The sequence below is a fragment of the Postechiella marina genome (genome assembly GCF_039538365.1).
GTDB classification, from domain to species: domain Bacteria; phylum Bacteroidota; class Bacteroidia; order Flavobacteriales; family Flavobacteriaceae; genus Postechiella; species Postechiella marina.
In genome coordinates, this window is record NZ_BAABCA010000002.1 from 446,629 (window position 1) to 470,373 (window position 23,745).

A 23,745-nucleotide genomic window follows, 5' to 3' on the forward strand; every position below is an offset into this window, starting at 1 on the left:
AGTATTAAAACAAAAAGGCAACTAAAATTTAGTTGCCTTTTGTCTGCATTAATGCAATATTTAATTGATATAATCTGGGTTTTGCTCTAACTCTGGATTTTTGTTTAACGCATCTTGCGGTAATGGCCACTTATAATGTTTAGGCAAGAAAACACGCTCTGACACAGGATCTCCATCAAAACCATTAAGAATTTGCTCTGCTAATCCCCAACGTTTTAAATCGAAGTAACGCGAGTTTTCTAAAACAAACTCTACACGACGCTCATTTCGTACTTTGTTACGTAACGTGGTTTGATCCATAGACGTTACACTCGGGTAGTTTGCTACATCTGTATAATCTACTTGGTAAGCTCTAGCACGTACCATGTTTATTGCATCTAAAACAGATTGATCTATGTCTCCTGCTTCAATTTTAGCTTCGGCATACATTAACAACACATCTGCATATCTAAGATGAACAAAGTCTGTACCATCGTTAAGTGGCTGCGTAAGCGTACTAATAACCGTTGGGTTAATACCTTTTATAAAAGTAAAACCTGTTACAGATTTAATTTCTACTAAAGGATTCCAATCACCTTGGTAAACAGTAGCACTTAAACGCGGATCTCTATTATTCATAGGGTTAGCAGGATCGTATAGTGGCGAGGATGTAATAGGTAATCCGTCTATACACTCGTACGTATTAACAAGATCTGTAGTTGGGTGCATATTACCCCAAAAACCAATCATTATTTGAGAAGACCATAAAGCACTTTCTCCTGGGGTATCTGTTAACTTTACAGAAAAAATAATTTCTTCATTATCATCTTGACTAGCTTCTAAAAACAAATCGTCGTATTTAGCAGATAAAGAATGCATACCGCCATCTATTACTGCTTTTGCTGCTATTGCTGCGTTAGGATAATCTTTAGTATAAAGTAAAACTTTAGCCTTTAAAGCCAAAGCAGCTTCTTTTTTAACATGCCCGTTGTAAGCTCCAGAAGGCAGAAAACCAATAGCTGTATCTAAGTCTGTTAAAATTTGAGCAAAAATCTCCTCCTGAGTACTTTTTGCTGTATGCTGATTTTCTACCGTACTAGCCTCTAACCTTAAAGGCACATCGCCATAAGTAGTTGCCAAATAATAGTAAAAATACGAACGAATAAACAACGCTTCACCTTTCCATTGGTTTATTAAACTTTCGCTAGCCGATACATTATCAACTTTATCTAAAAATTCATTACAACCATTTATTCCTACATAGCTTACTCCATACAGTGCTTTTATTGCTCTTTTAGAGTCGCCGTCTGGGTTTAAAATTCCTCTTAAAATATCCCGAAAACCATTATCTCTGGCTCCGTACATATTATCTGTTAATTCATCCCAACCTTGCTGTATACTAGGCCCTCCGTTCCACTTACTAAGCGTTAAAGTAGAATAAAAGTTTGTTTGTAAATTACTATACACACCAGTAAGCGCCATTTGTGCATCTCCTTCTGTTTTCCAAAAGGTTCCGCTAGAAATAGCATCTCCAGGTTGTTTATCTAAAAACTCGTCGCTACAACTTGTTAAAGCTATGGCAAACGTTAATAATAAGACTTTATAAATATATTTTGTGTTCATTTTTCTAAAGATTTAAATGGATTATAAAGTGATTTTAACACCAAACGTATACGACTTAGAAATAGGATAAGTGTATGAGGTTAGAATTTCTGGATCAATATCAAACAGGTTATCACCTGTAAGTGTTAAAATATTGTCTCCAGAGAAATAAACCATCGCCTTTTTAAGCTTCAGTTTTTCTGTAAATTGATTAGGAATAGTGTAACTAACAGTAATGTTTTTCATTCTAAAATAAGACGTATTCATTAACCAAAAAGAGTTCGTGTATTTTCCTGCTCCGTAATCACTAAGCGACTCGTTGTAAACTGCAGGTAAAGCTGCATTAGTATTATCTGCTGTCCAAGAATTGTTTAACCAAACAGATGGCGCATTTCCATCTTGATTAAAAGGCTCTACACCGTGAGATGAACGATACGATTTTTGCCCTGCCACACCTTGCCAAAAAGTACTAACCTCTATGTTTTTATATTTTGCCGAAATGTTAGCTCCATACATAAAATCTGGATGTTGCCCATCTATATGAATACGATCGTTTTGATCTACCACATTATCTTCTTCTGGGTTTTGGTTTTTAAGACGAATACCTCCTAAATATGGCGTTAATGGCTGATCTGGCGCATTATCGATATCTTCTTGTGTATTAAAATACCCATCTGCTTCCCACATATAAAAGTCGTTTAAAGCATAACCTTCTTCATTAATAGTCGTTGTACCTATCTCTGCAGCTCCATATTTTACCAATTCGTTTTTATACCACGAAATATTACTACTAATTTTATAACTAAAATCGCCAAGTGTTTTACGATGACCAATAACAATATCCCATCCTGTATTTTTCATCTCACCTTGGTTTACTTGCGGACCACCAGCTCCAGACTCTACAGATACTTGTAACTGACGTAAAATATCTGAAGTTACTTTTTGATAATAATCTACATTACCAAAAAACGAACCGTTTTTTGAAGTAAAATCAAGTCCTATATCTGTAATTGTTGTAGTTTCCCAAGTAATATCTGCATTTGTAAAATTTTCTAAAACAACACCAGGAGAAATAGATGCCCCAAACGGATAACCGTGTGCTCCAGAATTTCTGGTTGCAAGATAATTGCCCGCATCATAGTTACCAAAAGCATAGCGCGATTGGTATGGATAGTCGTTACTACCATCATTACCAAGTTGCCCCCAAGAAGCACGTAGTTTTAACTGTCGTATAAAATCTACTTCTTCTAAAAAAGGTTCTTTTTCTAAACGCCATCCCGCAGAAAAAGAAGGAAAAACTCCTACACGATTACCCTCTGCAAACCTACTACTTACATCGGTACGCACATTTCCTTCGAAAATATATTTATCTTTATAAGAGTAATTAAAACGAGAAAAACCACTTTGTATACTACTTTCTGTAGTAGATCCTGAAGTAAGCTGGTTTGCTGTTCCTGCGCCATCTAACTCTGTAAGCGATCTACTTGTTATACCAAACCTAGTAGAGTTTGTCCACTCTCTTTTTCTAGACTCTTGACTATAACCAACCATTAACTTAAAGTCATGATTTTCGATAGCTTTATTGTATGTTAAAGTAGAGTAAAAAGTAGTTACCTTAGAAAACTCATTACCAACTTCAATTTTTGGAGCATCACGAGTTGTACGATTATATTCTCCAGTACGAAAGTTATACTCGTCTTGCTGTAACACTTGATTTTTAGATCTAAAATAATCGAATTTATACGCGCCTTTAGCATCAAAAACAAGTCCGTCTAGTAATTTAATGCTTGTAAATAGGTTACCATTAAAATTATATTTTTCGTCGCTAGTTCCGTTTTGCCCATATAATTTTACCAATGGATTTTCTCGCGTAAAACCTTCGTCAAAAATAAGTCCGTCAGGATCGTTTGCAGAACCCGAAAATGCTTTTGCTGCATAATGTCCTGTTCCATCTAGAGTATAAGGCCCCCAAGTTGGACGCACCCACCATGTTTGTAGTAATGGACTTCCTGCATCATTATTTGGTCCTTTTCTATCTGATGTTAAACCAGTAAGAGTACCTCCCACTACAATATCGTCTTTTATTTCAGTTTTAAAATTTAAGAAGAAATTGTATTTGTTATAATCTGAATTTTCTATCATTCCATCTTGATTCCAACTACTAACAGATAGGTTATAAGATGTTTTTCCAGAAGTACCATTAAGACCTACGGTGTTTCTTTTTACAGTTCCGGTTCTTAAAACTAAATCTGTCCAATCGGTATTAGGAAACAACGGATTACCTTGCCCATTACGATAAGCGTCTATAACTTCTTGCGGATACCCACCTGTTGCAGAGCCAGCAGAATTAACTAATGAATTGTTATACAAGCTCATAAAATCTACAGAATTGGTAATCATTTTTGGAAGCATAGTAGGATTACTCATCTGGAAACTGCCATCGTAAGTAACCTGCATGCCTTCTTTTCCTCCTGCTTTTGTTTGCACTAAAATAACACCATTGGCTGCTTTTAAACCATAAATAGCTGCAGACGAAGCGTCTTTTAAAACATTAACAGATTTAATAACACTTGGATCTAAATCTCCAATATTTCCCTCTACACCATCTATTAAAACCAATGGCGAATTATTACTTCCAAAAGAGTTAAGTCCGCGAATGGTAACATTAAGGCTTTCGCCACCAGGAATACCGTTAGACTGGCCAATTATAAGGCCTGGAATTTGCCCTTGTAATGCCTGAGTTGCATTTTGAACAGGTCTGTTTTCTATAACTTCGCTAGACACCATAGATACTGCTCCTGTTAAGTTGGCAACTTTTTGCTTACCATAACCTACTACAATAACCTCGTCTAACTTAGCTGTATCTTCTTCTAATTGTACCGTTATTGTAGATTGACCGTTTAAAGAAACGTCTTTAGTTGTAAAACCTATAAACGATATTTCTAAAATTGCGTTTGCAGACTCTACATCTAGCTCAAAATTACCATCAAAATCTGTTTGCGATCCGTTAGACGTACCTTTCTCTATTACAGAAGCTCCTGGCAAAGGTGTACCGTTATTATCTTTAATAACACCAGAAACCGAAAACTTTTGCTGTTTTACTACCGTATTAGTTTCTAAACTAACAACGTTTGTTTTGGTTTTAATTACAACTTGCCTATCTAATATTGTATAATCTAAGCCAATATTATTTAACGATTTATTTAGGATTTCAGAAAGTACAGCTCCTTCTAATTTTATAGATACTCTAGCTCTTTTATCTATAACGTCATCTTTGTAGAAAAAAATGTATTCGCTTTTCTTTTGAATTTCTTTAAAAAGCTCTTTAATACTAACATTTTTAACATTAATATCAATTTTTACTTGAGAATAAGTAGAGTTGGCATAGACAGAACTTAAGCCAATTAATATAAAAAATATAAAAACTCTCATAATTGTTAAAACGACGCTAGTTAGCGTCTTTTTCGGCCCCTTTTGAGGACTGATAAAGATTTTATTCATAATTTAGTTTTTTGTTGGTTTGTAATTTTGTTGTTTAATGCAATAATTTTGCAATCTATCTACCGGAAGGTGTTGGCGCATCTTCTGGTTTTTTTTAAATAATTTTTATCTCATATATTTTCTTTAGTTTGGTTAATTAATATTAAGTTATCATTAGTTTTTTCGTAATTTAATTTTGCTGTAACGCCTGCTTCTATAATTGTTTCAATAACCTTTTCTACACTATCTTTTAAGTCTAAAGACCCAGAAAATGTTTGTTTTTTAAGTGCTTCGTCTTCTATTTTAATTGGAATATTATAATACCTAGAAAGTTTTCTAACAATATAATTAAGCTCACTGTTTTCGAATATTAAAATGCCTTTTTGCCAAGAAAAATAATGATCTGTATTAACCCTTCTTGAGGTAACTTTTTTTGTTTCTTTATTAATGTTAGCCATACGCCCTGGTGTAATAACAAGCTTTTTCTTTTCTTGTAAAAGGTTTGCATCTTCTTCTGGGTAAGACACCTGTACGCTTCCGCTTTTAAGCACCACAAAGTTGTTGGTATCGTCAGAGTAGTTACTTACATTAAATACCGTACCTAAAACCTCTATTTCCTGATGTTCTGTCATCATAATAAATGGTTTTTCTGCATTGTGCGCCACATCAAAAGCAGCTTCGCCTTCAACTAAATAAACAATTCTTTTATCATCTTCAGAAAAATTAACTGGGTATACAAACTTAGAGCCTGAATTTAACCATACCTTACTACCGTCTGACAAGGTTAACGCAGAACGTTTTCCGTATGGCACAATTAAGGTATTAAACTTTACTTTATTTTTAACTTTAGTGTCTTGCGTTAGTGTTTTAGCATCTCCGATATCTACTTTAGAACCCTGTGTTGAATAAGAAATTGACGTGTTTTCCCCTTCAATTTTAATATCATCGCCTTCTTGCAACACCAATTTTACTTTGTCAGAATTTTTTAATTCTTTTATATCGGCAGTGTTAACAAAGTTGGATATTTCTGGAGCATTTTTGTACACTTTAAAAAAAGTAAAAACTCCTAAGGCAACAACTATTGTTGCTGCTGCTGTTAGAGAAAAATACCGTAAACGCCTTTTAGCCTTATATGCTTTTATTGAATTGAGAATAGACTTTTTTAAAAGTTTTTTCTCTAATTCTGTCACAGAATTATTGTCAGGATTTCTGTTTAAATCTTGGTTCATCTTTTTGTTTGTACGTTAAATTTTTGAGTAAAAAGTATAGTTTAGTTAACGCCCTCTATGCTATAAAGCATTTACTTGTTAATTTATAGACAAGTTTTTTTATTTTTTTAATAAAAATTGCAAAACGAAGAGCGTGGCTAGTGTAACAGGATGATTTCGTAGTGTTTTTATTGCTCTATAAATACTTGTTCTGGCTGAAGACACAGATATATTTAATGCTAAAGCAATGTCTTCGTAAGACCTGTCTTCTTCAAATCTTAGTTTTAAACCTTTTCGCTGTTTTTCTGTTAATTGCCCTAATAAAGTATTTAATTTAATAACTTTTTCTTGGTAAAGTTCTTTTTCTACCAAATCGTCTTCGAAAGATTTTTCGTGATTATTTTTTGAAATAATAGCAGCACTAAATTCGCTTTTATTCAATCGAATTTCTTTGGTTTTATATTTTTTATTAATCTTTCTTTTTAAAGCAGAAAATAAGTAAAACTTCACATTATCTGTTTTGGCTAATTTATTTTTGTATTTATATAAATCGACAAAAAGATCGTGAATACAATCCATAGTGTAATTTTTATCTCCACTAATTTTAATACCATAAGCAATTAAAGAATCTATATACAAATCATAAAGCACACCAAGAGACGTTATATTACCTTGTCTTATTTCAGACCAAATAACCAGTTCTTTATCATGTATTTTATTAGCTACCTCCATTAATTACTTAATATTAAGCTATATTTTTCGAGAAATTAAATTAAAAAGTGCTACTAATTTAGAATAAAAAATTAGAAATTATTAATTACTTTCTTATTTCAAAAAGAATATTAAATTATGAATATGGTAATAATATTAATTACTAACCTAGAAAACACAAAAAATTAACACCAATAACCATCAAAATAACAAAATAAAAACAACAACTCTTTTGCTTTTTAACTAAGGCAAGTTACACCAACTAATTGTTAAGAACTCATTTTTTTCACCTTCATTTAATTAATAGTTTTTATAAAAATTAATTCAAAATGGAAAACCCCACAATTAAAAGCAAGCATTACAATATTAAAGAACTAACAGAAATATAGTTATCTTCTTTATGCTACAACAAAACACACTACATGCTACAAGCATAGCTTTAAATAGGTTTTATTTTTGATGCAAAACTTTTTGGCAAAAAAGACAAATTAGCTTTAAGTACAAATTTTAAGCTAAACCTAGCATATACTTACAAAGTTTAAAAAAGCTTAGGTGCCTTAATAATAGAATTACCAATACGCTTATACGTTACCTTTTTACCACGAACGCAAAAGTGATAAACCGCTTTTTCTTTTTGCTCTGTAAAATCTATAAGTAAAACATCAGACACATTACAATCACTATCTTTAGCTACCTTTTTTTTGACATGGCTTATAGTAGATCGACCTCGTTTTAATTTTGCTTGTATTTTACTATCTAACTTAGGTTCTAGAAAACCATTTTCGGTATTACAGGTATTTTCTTCTATGGTTTTTATAGCTTCTTTAATAGAAGAGTCTACTGTTGGGTCTCCTTTATCTATATATTGCCAAGTATAATCTGCTTTAAGCAAAACACGCCTACCATCTTCTGTTTTTACAATATGATTGTTTTGAGAAAAACTTAAAAAAGAAACAAAAAACACAAGAATAAAAGATGGCAATTTCATAATAGAGCAATAGATTTTTAATATTTCAAAAGTACAGATTAATTATTAAAGTGAATCTTCAACATATTCTAAAATATCTGAAGGTTGACACTCTAAAGCTTTACAAATAGCGTCTAAAGTAGAAAAACGAATAGCTTTTGCTTTTCCCGATTTTAATATAGAAAGATTAGCTGTAGTTATACCAATAAGCTGCGCTAATTCTTTACTTTTCATTTGTCGCTTAGCTAGCATAACATCTAAATTTACAATTATTGACATGGGCTATATTGTTAAATCGTTTTCTTTTTGCACACTGTAACCGTTATTAAATAAAGCTATTAAAAATGCAGATAAAACCCCCACTAAAACGTGCAATACAATAAACGGAATATTTATTTTAACACCACCCATAACCACAAAGCGAATAAACAAATAAGAAAATGGAAATACAATTAGGTTTAAAACAGTAAAATATTTTAAATACTTAACAGCAGTTTTAGTAAAAAGTTTTTCGGCTTTAAAAGTTTTAAAAATTAAAGACAATAAATAAATATAACCAGCATAAAAAACAAGCGTGCTACTTATTGTAAAAATAGTTTTTAAGTTATAATTTGCCTTAATTTCCATGTTAGATACAGGAAGAGCGATGGCAAACCTACCATCTAACAAAGCCATATTATTGGTTAAAATTGAAATGATAATAAATAGAGCCAAAAGCAATATTAAAACAGAAACAACCCGACTTAATGTAAATAAATAACTGGATAAAGATTTTGTTCCAAACATTTTCATCTTAAAATAATTTAATTATTGTTTAACGATAACAAATATATAAAAATTATCGATAAACAATAATAATTTAAAGAAAAGATATTTTATTATGCTATAGGCTCTTTGTATCTTTGATATTATGTTTCCCGAAAAACTTAAAAAAAAAATAGACGACAGAATAACAACTAATGCCTTACGACAATTAGGTGATCAAAACGATTTAATCGACTTTTCATCCAACGATTATTTGGGTTTTTCTTCTTCTAAAATTATATTTAACAACACACACGCGTATTTAAAAGCTAACAATATTTTTAAAAATGGCGCTACAGGCTCGCGCTTGCTTTCTGGAAATCATAATTTATATCATGTTGTAGAAAACAAAATTTGCAAGTTTCATAACAGCGATGCTTCTCTAATTTTTAATTCTGGTTACGATGCCAATATAGGCTTCTTTTCGTCTGTTCCACAACGTGGAGATATTATTTTATACGACGAATACATACATGCTTCTATTCGCGATGGTATTGCTATGAGCAACGCTAAAGCCTACAAATTTAAACATAACGACCTAATAGATTTAGAAAAAAAATGCGAAGCAGAACGCAGTAAAAATTCAGAAGACACCACCATTTATATAGTTACAGAATCTGTTTTTTCCATGGATGGCGATTCGCCAGATTTAACAACGATGTCTCAAATATGTAAAAAACACGAAGCACTTTTTATTGTAGACGAGGCCCATGCTGTTGGCGTTTTTGGCAAACAAGGCAACGGATTAATTCAACATCTAAAATTAGAACAATCTGTTTTTGCACGTATTATTACCTTTGGCAAAGCTATGGGTTGCCATGGTGCTGCTATATTAGGGTCTAATATTTTAAAACAATATTTAGTTAATTTTTCTCGTAGTTTTATATACACTACAGCCCTATCGCCACATAGTTTAGCCACCATTAAATGGGCATACAAGCAGCTTAAAACGTCAAATTTAAAAGCAGACACAGCAACGCAAAAACTTAAAAAAAACATTAATTTTTTTAAAGAAGAAATTAAAAAAAATCACTTAGAACATATTTTTATAGAAAGCAACTCGTCCATCCATTGTTGCATTATCTCTGGCAACAAAAAAGTAAAGTTAATTGCAGAAAAACTTAAAAATCATCAATTTAACGTAAAACCCATTCTATCTCCAACTGTACCAAAAAACCAAGAACGTTTAAGGTTTTGTTTGCATAGTTATAATTTAAAAGAAGACATATCTAACGTTTTAAAACTACTTGCTAAACTACTAAGCAAATGAGTAATACGTTTAAAACCATAGCAAGATTTCAATACTCTACCGAAGCACAAATTATAAAAGGGCGTTTAGAAGCAGAGGGCATTCAAGTTTTTCTTTCAGATAATATAACAATAGATACAGACCCACTAGTAAGTCACGCCATTGGAGGTGTAAAACTTAAGGTTTTAGCTCAAGATGCCTTAAAAGCGCAACATATTCTAGAATCTATAAAAAAATATTCTGTAGACAACAATGGCAACACCATAAATTGCCCAAAATGCAATAGCAAAAACATAGAATTATTTTCTACAATAAAAGACGCTAAATCATTATTCTGGTTTATTTTTGGCGTTCTATTTTCTTCACTTCCATTTTACACTAAACATAAATACAGATGTGAAGCATGTAACACCGAATTCGATTTAAAATGAACACATACTTTATTACAGGAATATCTACCGAAGTTGGTAAAACAATAGCATCAGCAATAGTTACAGAAGCCTTAGAGGCCGATTATTGGAAACCCGTACAAGCAGGCGAGCTAGATAATTGCGACACTAAAAAGGTTAAAAACCTAATATCCAACACAAAAACAAAATTCCACCCAAATAGCTATGCTTTAAAAACACCTATGAGTCCGCATGCTGCTGCCAATATAGATGGTGTTAAAATAGAATTACATAAAATAACTCCACCAAAAACCACTAACAACTTAGTAATAGAAGGCGCTGGCGGTTTACTTGTACCATTAAATAATACCCATACTATTTTAAACATTATTAAACCCAATTATAAGGTTATTGTAGTATCTAGACATTATTTAGGCAGTATAAACCACACTTTACTTACCGTTAATTTACTAAAAGAAAAAGGGTTTAACGTTTCTATACTATTTAGTGGTAACGCGCATAAAACCACAGAAAGCATTATTAAAAACATGACCCAAGTACCTATACTTGGGCGTATAGACGAAGAGCCTTATTTCGATAAAAATGTGGTTAAAGAATATGCCGAAACCCTAAAAAGTAAATTATAAAACCACACAAAAGCAAGAACCCACAAACAAAGCATAAGCTTTATGAAACTAAATCAACGCGACAAAAGCCACATTTGGCACCCGCTAACCCAACATAAATTACACCCAGAAACCATTGCTATTACCAAAGCCAAAGGCTGCATATTAACAGACGAAGATGGCAACGAATATATAGATGCCATAGCCTCGTGGTACACCAGCATGTATGGGCATTGCAACAATTATATTACTAATCGTGTTGCCACGCAAATGCAACAACTAGATCAAATAGTATTTAGTGGTTTTACCCACGAGCCCGCTATAAAACTATCAGAAGAGCTCATTAAAATTTTACCAGAAAACCAAAATAAAATCTTTTTTAGCGATAACGGATCGACCGCTGTAGAAATTGGAATTAAAATGGCTTTACAATATCATTTTAATCAAGGCGAAAAGCGCAACACATTAATAGCTTTCGAAGACGGATTTCATGGCGATACCTTCGGTGCCATGAGTGTATCTAGCCTATCGGTTTATAATGGTCCTTTCGAAGATTTTTTTATAGATGTAAAACGTATTCCTGTACCAAACGGTAAAAACCATCTAGACATTATAAATCGATTAGAAACCATAATAAGTAAAAATAAAATAGCAGGATTTGTTTACGAGCCCCTTGTACAAGGCGCAGCAGCCATGAAAATGCATAATGCCCAAGGTTTAAACCAAATATTACAATTTTGCAAAACACACCATATTATTACCATTGCAGACGAGGTTATGACGGGTTTTGGCAAAACCGGTAAACATTTTGCCTCGCTACACCTAGACACCAAACCAGACGTTATGTGTTTAAGCAAAGCCCTAACAGGAGGCCTAATGCCTATGGCCATTACAACCTGCACACAAAATATTTACAATGCATTTTATAGCGATAATATGGGCAAAGGTCTTTTTCATGCCCACACCTACTCTGCCAATCCATTAGCTTGTACAGCTGCACTGGCGAGTCTAGAGCTACTTCAATCTACAGAAATTCAAAACAATATAAAACGTGTTATTGCTTCGCATCAAAAATTTGGAAACCATATTAAGCAACACCCCAAAGTAAAATCAATAAGACAAACCGGAGTTATTTTTGCTCTCGATTTAAATATAGAAATGGAACGCTACGGTAACCTGCGCGATAAATTATTAAACTTTTTTATGACTAGCGGTATTTTTCTACGCCCGTTAGGCAGTACCATCTACATTCAATCTGCATACGTAATAACAGACAAACAACTAGAAAAAATATATAAAGTAATAGAAAACGCCTTAAACATTATTTAGGGCGTTACCACAAGGGTCGGGCTTTCACTACTCGCTCCCTCCGTTGTCGGGGAGCTCAAACACACCGTTCAATCCCTAACGCAAATAAACAATACTTATTCTTGTTTTAAAATTTCAATATCAGCAAGTAGCTTATCAATATCGTTAGCATTAGTACCATCGTAAAAACCCCTTATCTGTCGTTTTTTATCAATAAGCATAAAGTTTTCTGTATGCACCATATCAAACGGTCCTCCATCACCATTATCTTTAACCGCCAAATAGCTTTTTCTAGCTAAAGCATAAATCTCTTTTTTATCACCAGTAACCAAATTCCATTTTTCATCATTCACACCCTTTTTAATAGCATAACGCTTTAATTGCTCTACCGAGTCTATTTTGGGAGTTACAGAATGCGAAAGCAACATGACCTCATCATCATTTAAAATTTCCTTTTGTATCTCTGCCATATGGTTTGTCATTATTGGGCAAATGGTTTGGCAGGTAGTAAAAAAGAAATCGGCAACGTAAATTTTATCTTTATAATCATTTTGAGTAACCGTTTTTCCGTTTTGGTTAGTCAAACTAAAATCTGCTATTTTATGATACTTTTTTTTGTATTGAATTGTACTATCTACCAACTCTGTACTAACCATAGCAGGTTGGTAAACAGGCAAAGGCTGATATACATTTAAAGTATTGTAAATAAGTGAAACTATAATAACCGAAATAACTGCAAAAACAATTGCAAAAATTTTATAATCCTTAAAATAAGATAACATGTACAACTAATATTTAAACAAAAATACAATGAAAATAATTTCCTAAAAACTTTATAACAGCTTAATTTATTGTTAAAAGCAATCACAAAATTTAATTGTCTTTTTAAAGTTGGTATAAAAGCTTACTTTTGTGCGATTATCAAAATTTGACCGAATAATATATGGAGTTTGTTATTAAAATATCTCAATTTTTACTGAGCCTTTCACTACTAATTGTTTTACACGAATTAGGGCACTTTATACCAGCAAAAGCCTTTAAAACTAGAGTAGAAAAGTTTTACTTGTTTTTTGATGTAAAGTTTTCTCTGTTTAAAAAGAAAATTGGCGATACCGTTTACGGTATTGGTTGGTTACCTTTAGGTGGATATGTAAAAATTTCGGGTATGATAGACGAAAGCATGGACACCGAGCAAATGGCACAAGAGCCACAACCATGGGAGTTTCGCTCTAAACCAGCATGGCAACGTTTAATTATTATGCTAGGTGGTGTTTTTGTAAACTTTGTATTAGCATTAGTTATATACATTTTTGCTTCTTTTGTTTACGGAGACACAGATATTAGCGCTGCCAGCATTCAAGATGGCTACGCTATAAACAACCCTTTACTAACAGATTTAGGTTTTAAAACCGGTGACAATGTAATTGCTGTAGGCGATTATAAAGTTGAAAACGTTTCAGACATAAAAAGTAATTTTATTGGTGCAGAATCTGTTACCATAAAAAGAGATGGTGTTACAAAAACAATACAAATGCCCGAAGATTTTCTGGGTCAGCTATCTACAAGTAAAGACCGTACACTTTTCGAAATAAGAATGCCTTTTATATTTGGTAAAGTATCAGACTCTTCTGCTAACAAAGGTACAGACTTATTAAAAGACGATGTTATTACCGCAGTAAACGGTAAAAAAATGAAATACTTCGATCAATTCGAAGCTGTTTTAGCAAACCTTAAAGGACAAACCGTTACTGTAGATGTTTTAAGAGGCACAGAAACCTTAAAAAAGCAATTAAAAGTTGACAACAACGGAAAATTTGGTATATACCCAACTGGTACTTACAACAGATTTGAAGAGTTAGGCTATTTTTCTATCATAAAAAAAGAATATGGTTTTGGAGAAAGTTTTGGTGTAGGCTACAACAAGTTTACAACCCAAATAACATCTTACTTTAGTCAATTAAAAATGATTTTTAGTCCAAGTACTGGTGCATACAAAGGTGTAGGTGGCTTTAAAGCTATTTTCGATATATTTCCAGATACATGGAGCTGGGAGGCTTTTTGGGGTATTACAGCATTTTTATCTATAATGTTAGGTGTATTAAACCTATTACCTATTCCTGCTCTAGATGGCGGACACGTTATGTTTTTACTATACGAAATGATATCTGGAAGAAAGCCAGGAGACAAATTTATGGAGTATGCCCAAATGGTAGGGTTCTTTATTTTAATAGCCTTAGTATTATTTGCCAACGGAAATGATATTTTTAAAGCTGTTTTTGATTAAAAAAAAATTAAACTTTTTTTAAAAAAAGTTTGTAGCATTTAAAAAAGAAGTTATATTTGCACTCGCTAAGTCAAAAAAGCAAATTCCTTCTTAGCTCAGTTGGTTAGAGCATCTGACTGTTAATCAGAGGGTCCTTGGTTCGAGCCCAAGAGAAGGAGCAAAAAAAGTCTAACAGAAATGTTAGACTTTTTTGTTTTTAATATATTATACATTACAATTATAACATTCTTAATAATTGTTATTCAGAAATTTAAAGAAATTATTTTTAAAATATTATCTTTAAGCAACTTAAACTCCCTAAGTCTTTTTTAATAGTAACACTAACACATGTTAAACCAAACACAATGTTACTATTATCCCTTACAAAACACCAACGTTTAAGCCTAAGCAAACATTATGCTTACCTAGTAAAACGGGCTCTACCCAACACACCTCTTTACATCAATACCATAACGCCAGGCTTAACTATTGCTTTAAGCTACTATAACACAAGTAATTTATTATAAAACTATGTTTGGATATTAAACCATAAATTATATATAAAAAATTAATCAATTTCTATATCAAATAAAAAATGTAAACATTTAGTATCAATCATTAATCAAAATAAATCATGAGCAAAAAATCAAATACATTTCACCTAGGCATAACTATGGCTGGCGCTGTTTCTGCAGGAGCTTACACTGCTGGTTTTATGGATTATATTCTAGAGGCTCTTTCTGCTTGGGAAACTGCTAAAAAAGAAAACAAAGACAACCCTAATAGTAACATTCCTAACCATAATGTAATTATAGATGCAATTGGCGGAGCTTCTGCTGGAGGCATGGTAAGTATGATAACAACCTTAGCTTTATGTTCTGGAAAAATAAAACCTGTAAAAGAAGTTGCCAATACAAAAACAGGCAACATACTTTATGATAGTTGGGTATTTCTAGACGACGACGACAGCCTTTACAATGGCAGTAATAAAGGAAAAACTACCTTTGAGAAAATGCTTTCTAACACCGATATAAAATCTGGAAAAGGTGCTGCATCTTTATTAAACTCTACTCCTATAGATAGAATTGCCGAAAAAGTTTTTGAACAATTACCAGCAAACACAAGCCAAACCAACTTACCGCCTTACATCTCTAAAAGTCTTAGAGTATTACTTACCGTAACAAGTTTACGCCCGCTAGATTATAAAGTAAAATTTAGCAAAATAAAATCGAAATTTCTGGATGCCACTCCTGGGCATCGCATAAGCAACCACGACCTTGTTGCTCATTTTAAATTAAATTACAATGAAGATACCGATAAAAACAAATACTTACCTTTTCAGCCTCTTAAATTAGATGTCACTAATAATTCTGGCAAAACATTAAAATCTAATAGAGACTTCTTAATTAATGTTACCAAAGCTACCGGAGCTTTCCCTATTGGTTTAGCACCGCGTTATTTCGAATCTGATTTCCCTTTAGAGTACGTTTATAACAGCCTTATAGAGCGAAATTCTTTTTCCACTAAAATGGATGTAGAATTAAATATTAACAAGAAAGGAAATTTTCAATTTACTGCTGTTGATGGTGGAGCAATAAACAACGAACCTTTTGACGAAGTACTACGATGCCTAGTTGCAAATCATGGTCCAGAAGACGCTACCAATCCTAAATACGGAACTATTTTGATAGATCCTTTCCCTAATTTTGAAGATGAAAAAAGTGCAGAAACACCAAATTACGAGAAAACTAGTATCATGCAAATTATTGGTAGCTTGATACCAACCATACTTAACCAAGCGCGCAACAAACAAAATGATACTTATGGCACAGGATTATTTAAACTTATGGCTTTTCCAAGAAAATTAAAATTGGGGACACAAAAAGAGGTAGACCATCCGCCATTAGCTACAGGAGGTATAGGTGGATTTGGCGGGTTTATAGATATAGAGTTTAGAAAACATGATTTCTTTTTAGGTCGTAAAAACGCAAAAAATTTTTTACGAGGTATTATGTTTATGGAATACGATAAAGACGACCCTAAAAACCTATTTAACGGTGTTAGCGATAAAGCCATTAAAAAGTTTTCGAAAAAAATAAAACAAGCAGATGGTACAAAGAAAATTTACATGCCAATAATTCCTGATGTTAGCAAACTTAAAGCCGATGACGAATCGAACCCTTCAAGGTATAAAATACAAGACTTTCCAAAATTTAATAAACAAGGCTTTAAAAAACTTGAGCAACCTATAAAAAACAGAGTAAAAGCCATTTTAAAAGCAGAATTAGACGGAAAGGTTTCTGGATGGATATGGAGTATTGGCAAAAGCTTTGTAATAAATAAAATATCTAAAAAAATGACAAAATGGATTATGGAAACCATAGAAAAAGATTTTGCTAAACGTGGCATGTAAGTCTGCATAAAAATAAAACAAAAAATATATACTATTTTAAAATGAGCCAAGCGACTACCATACAAGAGGTTCTTAATCAATTAGACATAATTATTGAAGACGCCATTGCAACCAATAGCAATTTAGGTTTATTTGCTTACATCTATAGGCGTACTACCGCAGAAATTGCTAAAGAAATTAAACTTAAAAACTTTAAAAATAACGAAAGGTTAGAAATTATGGATGTAGCCTTTGCAAACCTTTACCTAGACGCATATAAAAACTACAAAAATAATAAAGAGGTAAGCGCATCGTGGGCATTTGCTTTTAAGCATAGCAACAAACCGTTAACCATACTACAACATATTATGCTAGGCATGAACGCTCATATTAATTTAGATTTAGGCATATCGACAGCCTTAACCATGAAAGGAAAAGAAATTAATAGTATTGAAGCAGATTTTAACAAGGTTAACGATATTTTATTTCAAATTACTAACGAACTTCAAGATCGTTTAAGTCGTGTTTCTCCATTAATGTTTGTTCTAGATTTACTAGGAAAAACCAAAGACGAACAAATTATAGATTTTAGTATGCGAAAAGCTAGAGAACAATCGTGGAATTCTGCTAATTTACTTTGGGCTTTAGACGATTTAGATAACGAAAAAGCTATAAAACAAATAGATGAAGTAGTACTTAAAATTTCTGAAATAATACAGGCTCCAAAAACACGAGTTGTACGCTTTATTTTAAAAACAATAAGATATTTTGAAAATAAGAACATAGGAACAGTTATTAAAAAATTAAAACAAGATTAATAACTACACACCTAAAAACAAACATTAAACGCAACAAAACTATGTTTTAAAGCTGAGTATGGTTTTATTGTAAACACACCTCTTAAGCTGATATTTGCGTAGTTTAGCCAAAAAATTTCCTCACTCTTTTAAGCTACTATATATTTGACGAACCATAACATAAGTAGGTTAAGTTTATGGTAGATTTGGGGCAAAAAGGTGGACATCTGTTCACCTTTTTCATTTTTAAACTTAAAACGATCTACACTCTCCTTACAACGCGTAAATTACACCATAAAAGGTGTTTTAAGCTCATAAAAAAAGCCTGAACACACATATGTTCAGGCCTTAATTTATTATTGTAAATAACGCTTATTAAAGCTCTAACGCTTTTTTAACATCATTATTCATTAATAATTCTATTGGGTTCTCTAGCGCCTCTTTAACTGCTACTAAAAAACCTACACTTTCTTTACCATCAATAATTCTATGGTCGTAAGATAATGCTACATACATTATTGGTCTAATTACCACCTCGCCATTAATAGCTACTGGTCTTTCTACAATATTATGCATTCCTAAAATTCCACTTTGTGGTGGATTAATAATTGGAGTAGATAACATACTACCAAACACACCTCCGTTAGTAATTGTAAAAGTACCACCCGTCATCTCGTCAACAGTAATTTGCCCATCTCTAGCACGAAGTGCTAAACGTTTTACTTCAGACTCCACTCCTCTAAAACTTAAGTTTTCTGCATTTCTAATTACAGGCACCATCAATCCTTTTGGTCCAGACACTGCTATACTTATATCACAAAAATCATAAGAAAGCATCTCTTTACCATCAATCATAGAGTTTACAGCAGGATACATTTCTAGAGCTCTAACAACTGCTAAAGTAAAGAAACTCATAAACCCTAGACCAACACCATGTTTAGACTTAAAGGTTTCTTTATATTCTTTACGTAATGCAAATATTGGAGACATATCTACCTCGTTAAACGTTGTTAACATGGCAGTTGTGTTTTTAACTTCTACTAAACGCTCTGCTACTTTACGACGTAACATAGACATTTTACTTCTTGAAGTACCACGATTACCTCCGGTTGGGGTTCCCATAGAAGGCACAGCCTTAACAGCATCTTCTTTAGTTACTCTTCCTGCTTTACCTGTTCCAGAAATACTTGAAGCATCCATGCCTTTTTCTGCTAAAATCTTTTTAGCTGCAGGGCTTGCACTACCAGAAGCATATGTTTTAGTTTCTGCAGGAGCTGTTTTTGGTGCTTCTGTTTTAGGCGCTTCTACTTTTGCTTCTGCTTTTGGAGCATCACCTTCTGGTTTTGCTGCGCTTGTATCAATATCGCAAACTACAGCACCTACCGCAACAGCATCACCTTCTTCAGCTTTAAGCGTAATTATTCCACTTGCTTCTGCTGGCAATTCTAAAGTTGCTTTATCGCTGTCAACCTCAGCAATAGCTTGATCCTTTTCAACATAATCTCCGTCTTCTACTAACCATGTTGCTATTTCTACTTCTGTAATAGACTCGCCTGGTGAAGGCACTTTCATTTCTAAAATCATTCTTATAATTTTATAGGTATACTTAAAACTTTCTTATTTATGCGAAAACTGCATCAATTACTGCTTGCTGTCTTCTTTTATCTCTTGTACTAGATCCTGGTGCTGGTACCGAACTGTATGGTCTTGACATTACTTCTAACTTAACAATATCTAAACGTTGTACAATATGGCTCCATGCCCCCATATTCTTAGGCTCTTCTTGAGCCCAAATATAATTCTCTACATTAGGATAACGATCTACTATTTTCTGTATTTTATCTAAATGTAATGGAAATAACTGCTCTAATCTTACTAAAGCGATATGATCTTTACCAGAAGCTTCTCGCTCTGCTAATAAATCGTAATAAAATTTACCTGTACAGAATACTAATTTTTTAACCGCTTCTGGATTTACCGTATCGTCTATTACCTCTTCAAATTGACCACTAGATAATTCGCTTATAGACGAAATAGCTTTGGGGTGACGTAGTAAACTTTTTGGTGTAAATACTATTAATGGTTTTCTAAAATCGCGTTTCATTTGACGACGTAACAAGTGAAAAATACTTGCTGGCGTTGTACAATTTGCAACAATCATATTATCGTTTCCACACAACTGTAAATAACGTTCTATTCTAGCCGAGGAATGCTCAGACCCTTGACCTTCGTAACCGTGAGGCAATAATACAACAATACCATTTTGCGACTTCCATTTATCTTCTGCTGCAGATAAATATTGATCGAATATAATTTGAGCTCCGTTACTAAAATCTCCAAACTGAGCTTCCCAAATGGTTAGTGTATTTGGGTTTGCCATAGCATAACCATAATCAAAACCTAACACACCATACTCTGAAAGAAATGAATTATAAATATACATTTCTCCTTTATTCTCTTTATTTGTATTTAACAGGTTAATACGTTCTTCAGAAATTTCGTCTCTTAAAATAGCATGACGGTGGCTAAACGTACCTCTCTCTACATCTTGTCCAGAAATACGAACATTAAAACCTTCTTCTAACAAGCTACCGTAAGCTAAAGTTTCTGCCATTCCCCAATCTAAAGTATCGGTTTCAAAAACCATTTTAGCACGCCCTGCCAAGATACGCTCTGCCTTTCGCAAAAACTTAACACCTTCTGGCACGGTAGAGACTACTTTAGAAATACCTTCTAGTTTTTCTTTTGGGTAACCGGTTTCTGCAGGCTTTAACATAGAGTCTATACCTTGACGACTAAAGCCTCTCCAGCGCTCTTGCATAAACTCTCTAACCTTAGAAGACTCTGCCTCTTTAGATTTTGTATACTCACTCTCTAGCATCTCTTTAAAATCTGCAACAATTTTTTCTGAGTATGCTTTATCAATTGTTTTTTCTGCAATTAATTTATCTACATATATTTTAAAAGGGTTATCGTGTTTAGATATTTCCTTATACAATTTAGGCTGTGTAAAACGAGGCTCATCCCCTTCGTTATGACCATATTTACGGTATCCTAACAAATCTATATAAACATCTTTTTTATAACGCATTCTGTATTCTAATGCCATTTCTACAGCATGTACAACTGCTTCTGCATCGTCTGCATTTACGTGCATTACCGGAGATAAAGTTACCTTTGCAACATCTGTACAATAAGTACTAGAACGTGCATCTAAATAATTAGTTGTAAAACCTATTTGGTTATTTACAACTATATGTATGGTACCTCCTGTTTTGTATCCGTTTAACTGACTCATTTGCGCCACCTCGTAAGCAATACCTTGACCTGCAATTGCAGCATCACCATGTACTAGAATAGGAACAATTTTAGAGTCGTCTCCATTATAATCATCATCTATCTTAGCTCTTGTAATACCTTCGGCAACTGGGCCAACAGTTTCAAGGTGTGATGGATTTGGCACCAGGTTCATTTTTATAGACTTCCCGTTTTGGTAGGTTTTATCTAAGGTTAAACCTAAATGATATTTTACGTCTCCATCAATATTCTCATCTTCAAAATCTTTACCATCAAACTCACTTAAAAGCTCGTGCATTGGTTTTCTAAAAATATTTACCAATGTACTTAAACGCCCACGGTGAGCCATACCTAAAACACACTCTTTTACACCGTACTTCTCTACAGCATAAAACATAACATTGCTTATTGCTGGAATTAACGACTCGCCTCCTTCAAGAGAAAAACGTTTTTGACCAACATATTTGGTTTGCAAAAAGTTTTCGAATGTTACCGCTTGATTTAATTTTGAAAGAATATATTTTTTAGTTTCGGCAGAAAACGATGGTTGATTATCGTTTATATTAAGCCTACTTTGCCACCATGCAATAACCTCTGGATTACGCAAATACATATACTCTACACCAATAGAACTACAATAAATACGATCTAAATGTTCTAAAATAACACTTAAAGGCTTAGCTCCAATACCTAAAACTTCTCCTGCCTTAAAAACGGTACTCAAATCGCTTTGCGATAAACCAAAGTTTTCTATGGCTAATGTTGGCGAGTACGTTCTTCTATCTCTTACTGGGTTTGTTTTGGTAAATAAATGCCCTCGCATTCTATAACCATCAATCAATCTTATAACTTGAAATTCCTTTTGAACATGTTCTGGAATTTGTAAAGTATTATCGTTTACATCATCTGTATTTAAACCACTTTCCTCATTTCCAAAATCGTAACCCTGAAAAAAGGCTCTCCAACTTGGCTCTATGGCATCTGGATTTTCTAAATATTGATCATATAAATCAGCAAAATATGCTGTATGTGCTGCGTTTAAAAAGGAAAATTTATCCATTATTACTTTTATCCTATATCGATTTAGTCAAAAATATTTTTCAAAAATACAACTTTTACGAAAAATAGATGTTTGTTTTGTTATATTTATAAGCTTAAGAAGCACTTTTAGAAAATAAGTGTTATTTTATGTTAAATTATTAAAGGTTTCTAGTTTCTATGGGTTTAATTAATGGTATTATTAAAAAAGGTGTATTAATCTTATCTATTTTTCTTTTTTTCGCAAATTCTAGCAACGCTCAAGAATATAAAAGTGATTTTTGGGAACATGTTCGCTTTGGCGGAAGCTTTGGTTTAAATTTCGCAAACGATTTTTTTAGCGCAACTATTGCACCAAGTGCCATTTATCAAGTTGATGAAAAACTTGCTTTTGGAGTGGGTTTAAATGCTACGTTTAATAGCCAAAAAGACATTTACAAATCAACTATTTTAGGCGGGAGCTTAATTGGTTTATATAATCCATTTAATGCTATACAACTTTCGGCAGAATTTGAAGAGCTAAATGTTAATAGAAAATACGATAGTAGTTTAAATATTGCTAACAATAACTACTGGACACCTGCCCTGTTTTTAGGAGCTGGCTATAGACAAGGCAATATTACTCTTGGAGTAAGGTATGATGTACTGCACGACAAAGACAAAAGTATTTATGTAGACGCTTGGGCTCCTTTTGTTAGGTTTTATTTCTAGTTAAAAAAACAGCTTAAATATTGAAGGCTCTACACCATTACAATGCAGAGCCTTCTTAATTCTCCCTAAGAACTAATTAATAGCACTGTAAAGGTAATACTGAATATCATGATATGAAATACGTACTTATGCGTATTTTTAAAATCACTCTAAAATAATCACAAATAAAAAAGCCCTAAACCTTTTACAATTTAGAGCTCTTTATAATTATTTCTCCCTAAGAACTAATTAATAGCTCTGTAAAGGTAATATTGAATACCATGATATGAAATACGTACTTATGCGTATTTTTAAAAATGATATTTATTAACGTTTGCCCAAATAGACAGAGAAGCAGGTTTATTATCTAACTGAAGCTTAGAAACTATATGACTTCTATGCTTATGTATTGTTTTTATTGACACACATAATTCGTCTGCAATTTCCTGACTTGTTTTATTTTGAGCAATTAACTTTATTATTTTAAATTCTGCTTTGGTTAACAAATTTAAACCCTCTGGCTTATTATCTAAATCGCTTACACTAAGTAAAGAAGCTATCTCTTCGCTAAAATAAGGCCTGTTATTTAGTGCATGTTCTATACAGGTTTCTATTTCTTCTACAGCAAATTCTTTTAAAATGTAACCATATACATTAAAAGCTTTTGCCTGTCTAAATAATTCTTCTTCTTTATCAAAAGTGATAAGAATAACTTTGGTATTAAGATTGTTTTTAAAAACAGCCTCTGCAACCTCTAAACCTGTCCTGTTAGGCATTTGAATATCTAAAACAGCTATTTCTGGTTTTAATTTTACAATTAAATTGTAAGCCGAGCTACCATCTTGAGCGCTTCCAACAATATTAAAACCCCTAGAGGTTAAAAAATCTGTTAAACCACGAAGCATGAGCGGATGGTCGTCTGCTATAACGATGGATGTATTCATT

General features: G+C 32.8%; 20 protein-coding genes and 1 tRNA gene. 10 read left to right on the forward strand and 11 right to left on the reverse strand.

All coding sequences use genetic code 11. The features are described 5' to 3' along the window. Positions 1-60 precede the first annotated feature (60 nt). From ABD715_RS05755 to ABD715_RS05785, 7 genes are all read right to left on the reverse strand, one after another. Positions 61-1,602 carry a RagB/SusD family nutrient uptake outer membrane protein gene (locus ABD715_RS05755; protein ID WP_344787161.1) on the reverse strand — a complete coding sequence of 514 codons (1,542 nt, stop codon included), beginning with the start codon at positions 1,600-1,602 and terminating at the stop codon, positions 61-63. Positions 1,603-1,623: 21 nt separating this feature from the next. Beyond that, positions 1,624-5,013 carry a TonB-dependent receptor gene (locus ABD715_RS05760; RefSeq protein ID WP_344787162.1) on the reverse strand — a complete coding sequence of 1,130 codons (3,390 nt, stop codon included), beginning with the start codon at positions 5,011-5,013 and terminating at the stop codon, positions 1,624-1,626. A gap of 179 nt (positions 5,014-5,192) precedes the next feature. Then, positions 5,193-6,290: a FecR family protein gene (locus tag ABD715_RS05765; protein ID WP_344787163.1), complete on the reverse strand. Its 1,098-nt coding sequence runs from the start codon at positions 6,288-6,290 to the stop codon at positions 5,193-5,195. 99 nt (positions 6,291-6,389) lie between these two features. Beyond that, the gene (locus tag ABD715_RS05770) at positions 6,390-7,001 is read right to left on the reverse strand and encodes an RNA polymerase sigma factor (protein WP_344787164.1); all 612 of its coding nucleotides are present in this window, start codon (positions 6,999-7,001) and stop codon (positions 6,390-6,392) included. A gap of 517 nt (positions 7,002-7,518) precedes the next feature. Further along, positions 7,519-7,968 (reverse strand): DUF3157 family protein, encoded by a 450-nt coding sequence (locus ABD715_RS05775; protein WP_344787165.1) that lies wholly within the window; start codon positions 7,966-7,968, stop codon positions 7,519-7,521. 45 nt (positions 7,969-8,013) lie between these two features. Next, entirely contained in the window at positions 8,014-8,226 is a 213-nt protein-coding gene (locus ABD715_RS05780) for a helix-turn-helix domain-containing protein (protein ID WP_344787166.1), read from the reverse strand. A 3-nt stretch (positions 8,227-8,229) separates the two neighbouring features. After that, positions 8,230-8,739: a DUF2975 domain-containing protein gene (locus ABD715_RS05785; protein WP_344787167.1), complete on the reverse strand. Its 510-nt coding sequence runs from the start codon at positions 8,737-8,739 to the stop codon at positions 8,230-8,232. Positions 8,740-8,857: 118 nt separating this feature from the next. Here ABD715_RS05785 and ABD715_RS05790 point away from each other — a divergent pair, with 118 nt between their 5' ends. Genes ABD715_RS05790 through bioA form a run of 4 tightly spaced genes read left to right on the forward strand, consistent with a single transcriptional unit; the run spans position 8,858 to position 12,344 of the window. After that, complete coding sequence (locus ABD715_RS05790) at positions 8,858-10,021, forward strand: aminotransferase class I/II-fold pyridoxal phosphate-dependent enzyme (protein WP_344787168.1); 1,164 nt, start codon at positions 8,858-8,860, stop codon at positions 10,019-10,021. Further along, complete coding sequence (locus ABD715_RS05795) at positions 10,018-10,431, forward strand: putative signal transducing protein (RefSeq protein ID WP_344787169.1); 414 nt, start codon at positions 10,018-10,020, stop codon at positions 10,429-10,431. Before ABD715_RS05790 ends, ABD715_RS05795 begins: the two co-directional genes overlap by 4 nt. Continuing rightward, positions 10,428-11,036, forward strand: coding sequence for a dethiobiotin synthase (gene bioD / locus ABD715_RS05800; protein ID WP_344787170.1), 609 nt, complete (start codon positions 10,428-10,430; stop codon positions 11,034-11,036). The genes ABD715_RS05795 and bioD overlap by 4 nt, the downstream gene beginning before the upstream one ends. 42 nt (positions 11,037-11,078) lie before the next feature. Then, the gene (gene bioA, locus ABD715_RS05805) at positions 11,079-12,344 is read left to right on the forward strand and encodes an adenosylmethionine--8-amino-7-oxononanoate transaminase (protein WP_344787171.1); all 1,266 of its coding nucleotides are present in this window, start codon (positions 11,079-11,081) and stop codon (positions 12,342-12,344) included. A gap of 95 nt (positions 12,345-12,439) precedes the next feature. Here the strand turns inward: bioA and ABD715_RS05810 are convergent, their stop codons facing one another. Beyond that, positions 12,440-13,105, reverse strand: coding sequence for an SCO family protein (locus ABD715_RS05810; RefSeq protein ID WP_344787172.1), 666 nt, complete (start codon positions 13,103-13,105; stop codon positions 12,440-12,442). A 161-nt stretch (positions 13,106-13,266) separates the two neighbouring features. Between ABD715_RS05810 and rseP the strand changes: the two genes are divergently transcribed. The 5 genes from rseP to ABD715_RS05835 all read left to right on the forward strand — a co-directional run bounded on the left by rseP (position 13,267) and on the right by ABD715_RS05835 (position 17,796). Continuing rightward, positions 13,267-14,607, forward strand: coding sequence for an RIP metalloprotease RseP (rseP, locus tag ABD715_RS05815; protein ID WP_344787173.1), 1,341 nt, complete (start codon positions 13,267-13,269; stop codon positions 14,605-14,607). An 84-nt stretch (positions 14,608-14,691) separates the two neighbouring features. Further along, positions 14,692-14,765 (forward strand) — tRNA-Asn (locus ABD715_RS05820). Positions 14,766-14,951: 186 nt separating this feature from the next. Beyond that, a complete protein-coding gene (locus tag ABD715_RS05825) occupies positions 14,952-15,113 on the forward strand; it encodes a hypothetical protein (protein WP_344787174.1) in 162 nt (53 codons plus the stop codon). 107 nt (positions 15,114-15,220) lie between these two features. Beyond that, complete coding sequence (locus tag ABD715_RS05830) at positions 15,221-16,999, forward strand: patatin-like phospholipase family protein (protein ID WP_344787175.1); 1,779 nt, start codon at positions 15,221-15,223, stop codon at positions 16,997-16,999. A gap of 41 nt (positions 17,000-17,040) precedes the next feature. Beyond that, positions 17,041-17,796 (forward strand): DUF5995 family protein, encoded by a 756-nt coding sequence (locus tag ABD715_RS05835; RefSeq protein WP_344787176.1) that lies wholly within the window; start codon positions 17,041-17,043, stop codon positions 17,794-17,796. Between the two features lie 354 nt (positions 17,797-18,150). Here the strand turns inward: ABD715_RS05835 and odhB are convergent, their stop codons facing one another. Both odhB and ABD715_RS05845 read right to left on the reverse strand, forming a co-directional pair. Then, complete coding sequence (odhB, locus tag ABD715_RS05840) at positions 18,151-19,359, reverse strand: 2-oxoglutarate dehydrogenase complex dihydrolipoyllysine-residue succinyltransferase (RefSeq protein ID WP_344787177.1); 1,209 nt, start codon at positions 19,357-19,359, stop codon at positions 18,151-18,153. A gap of 37 nt (positions 19,360-19,396) precedes the next feature. Beyond that, positions 19,397-22,132, reverse strand: coding sequence for a 2-oxoglutarate dehydrogenase E1 component (locus ABD715_RS05845; protein WP_344787178.1), 2,736 nt, complete (start codon positions 22,130-22,132; stop codon positions 19,397-19,399). 158 nt (positions 22,133-22,290) lie between these two features. Here ABD715_RS05845 and ABD715_RS05850 point away from each other — a divergent pair, with 158 nt between their 5' ends. After that, entirely contained in the window at positions 22,291-22,821 is a 531-nt protein-coding gene (locus ABD715_RS05850) for an alpha-ketoglutarate decarboxylase (protein ID WP_344787179.1), read from the forward strand. Between the two features lie 290 nt (positions 22,822-23,111). Here ABD715_RS05850 and ABD715_RS05855 read toward each other — a convergent pair whose 3' ends face one another. Then, entirely contained in the window at positions 23,112-23,744 is a 633-nt protein-coding gene (locus tag ABD715_RS05855; RefSeq protein ID WP_344787180.1) for a response regulator, read from the reverse strand. Position 23,745 lies beyond the last annotated feature (1 nt).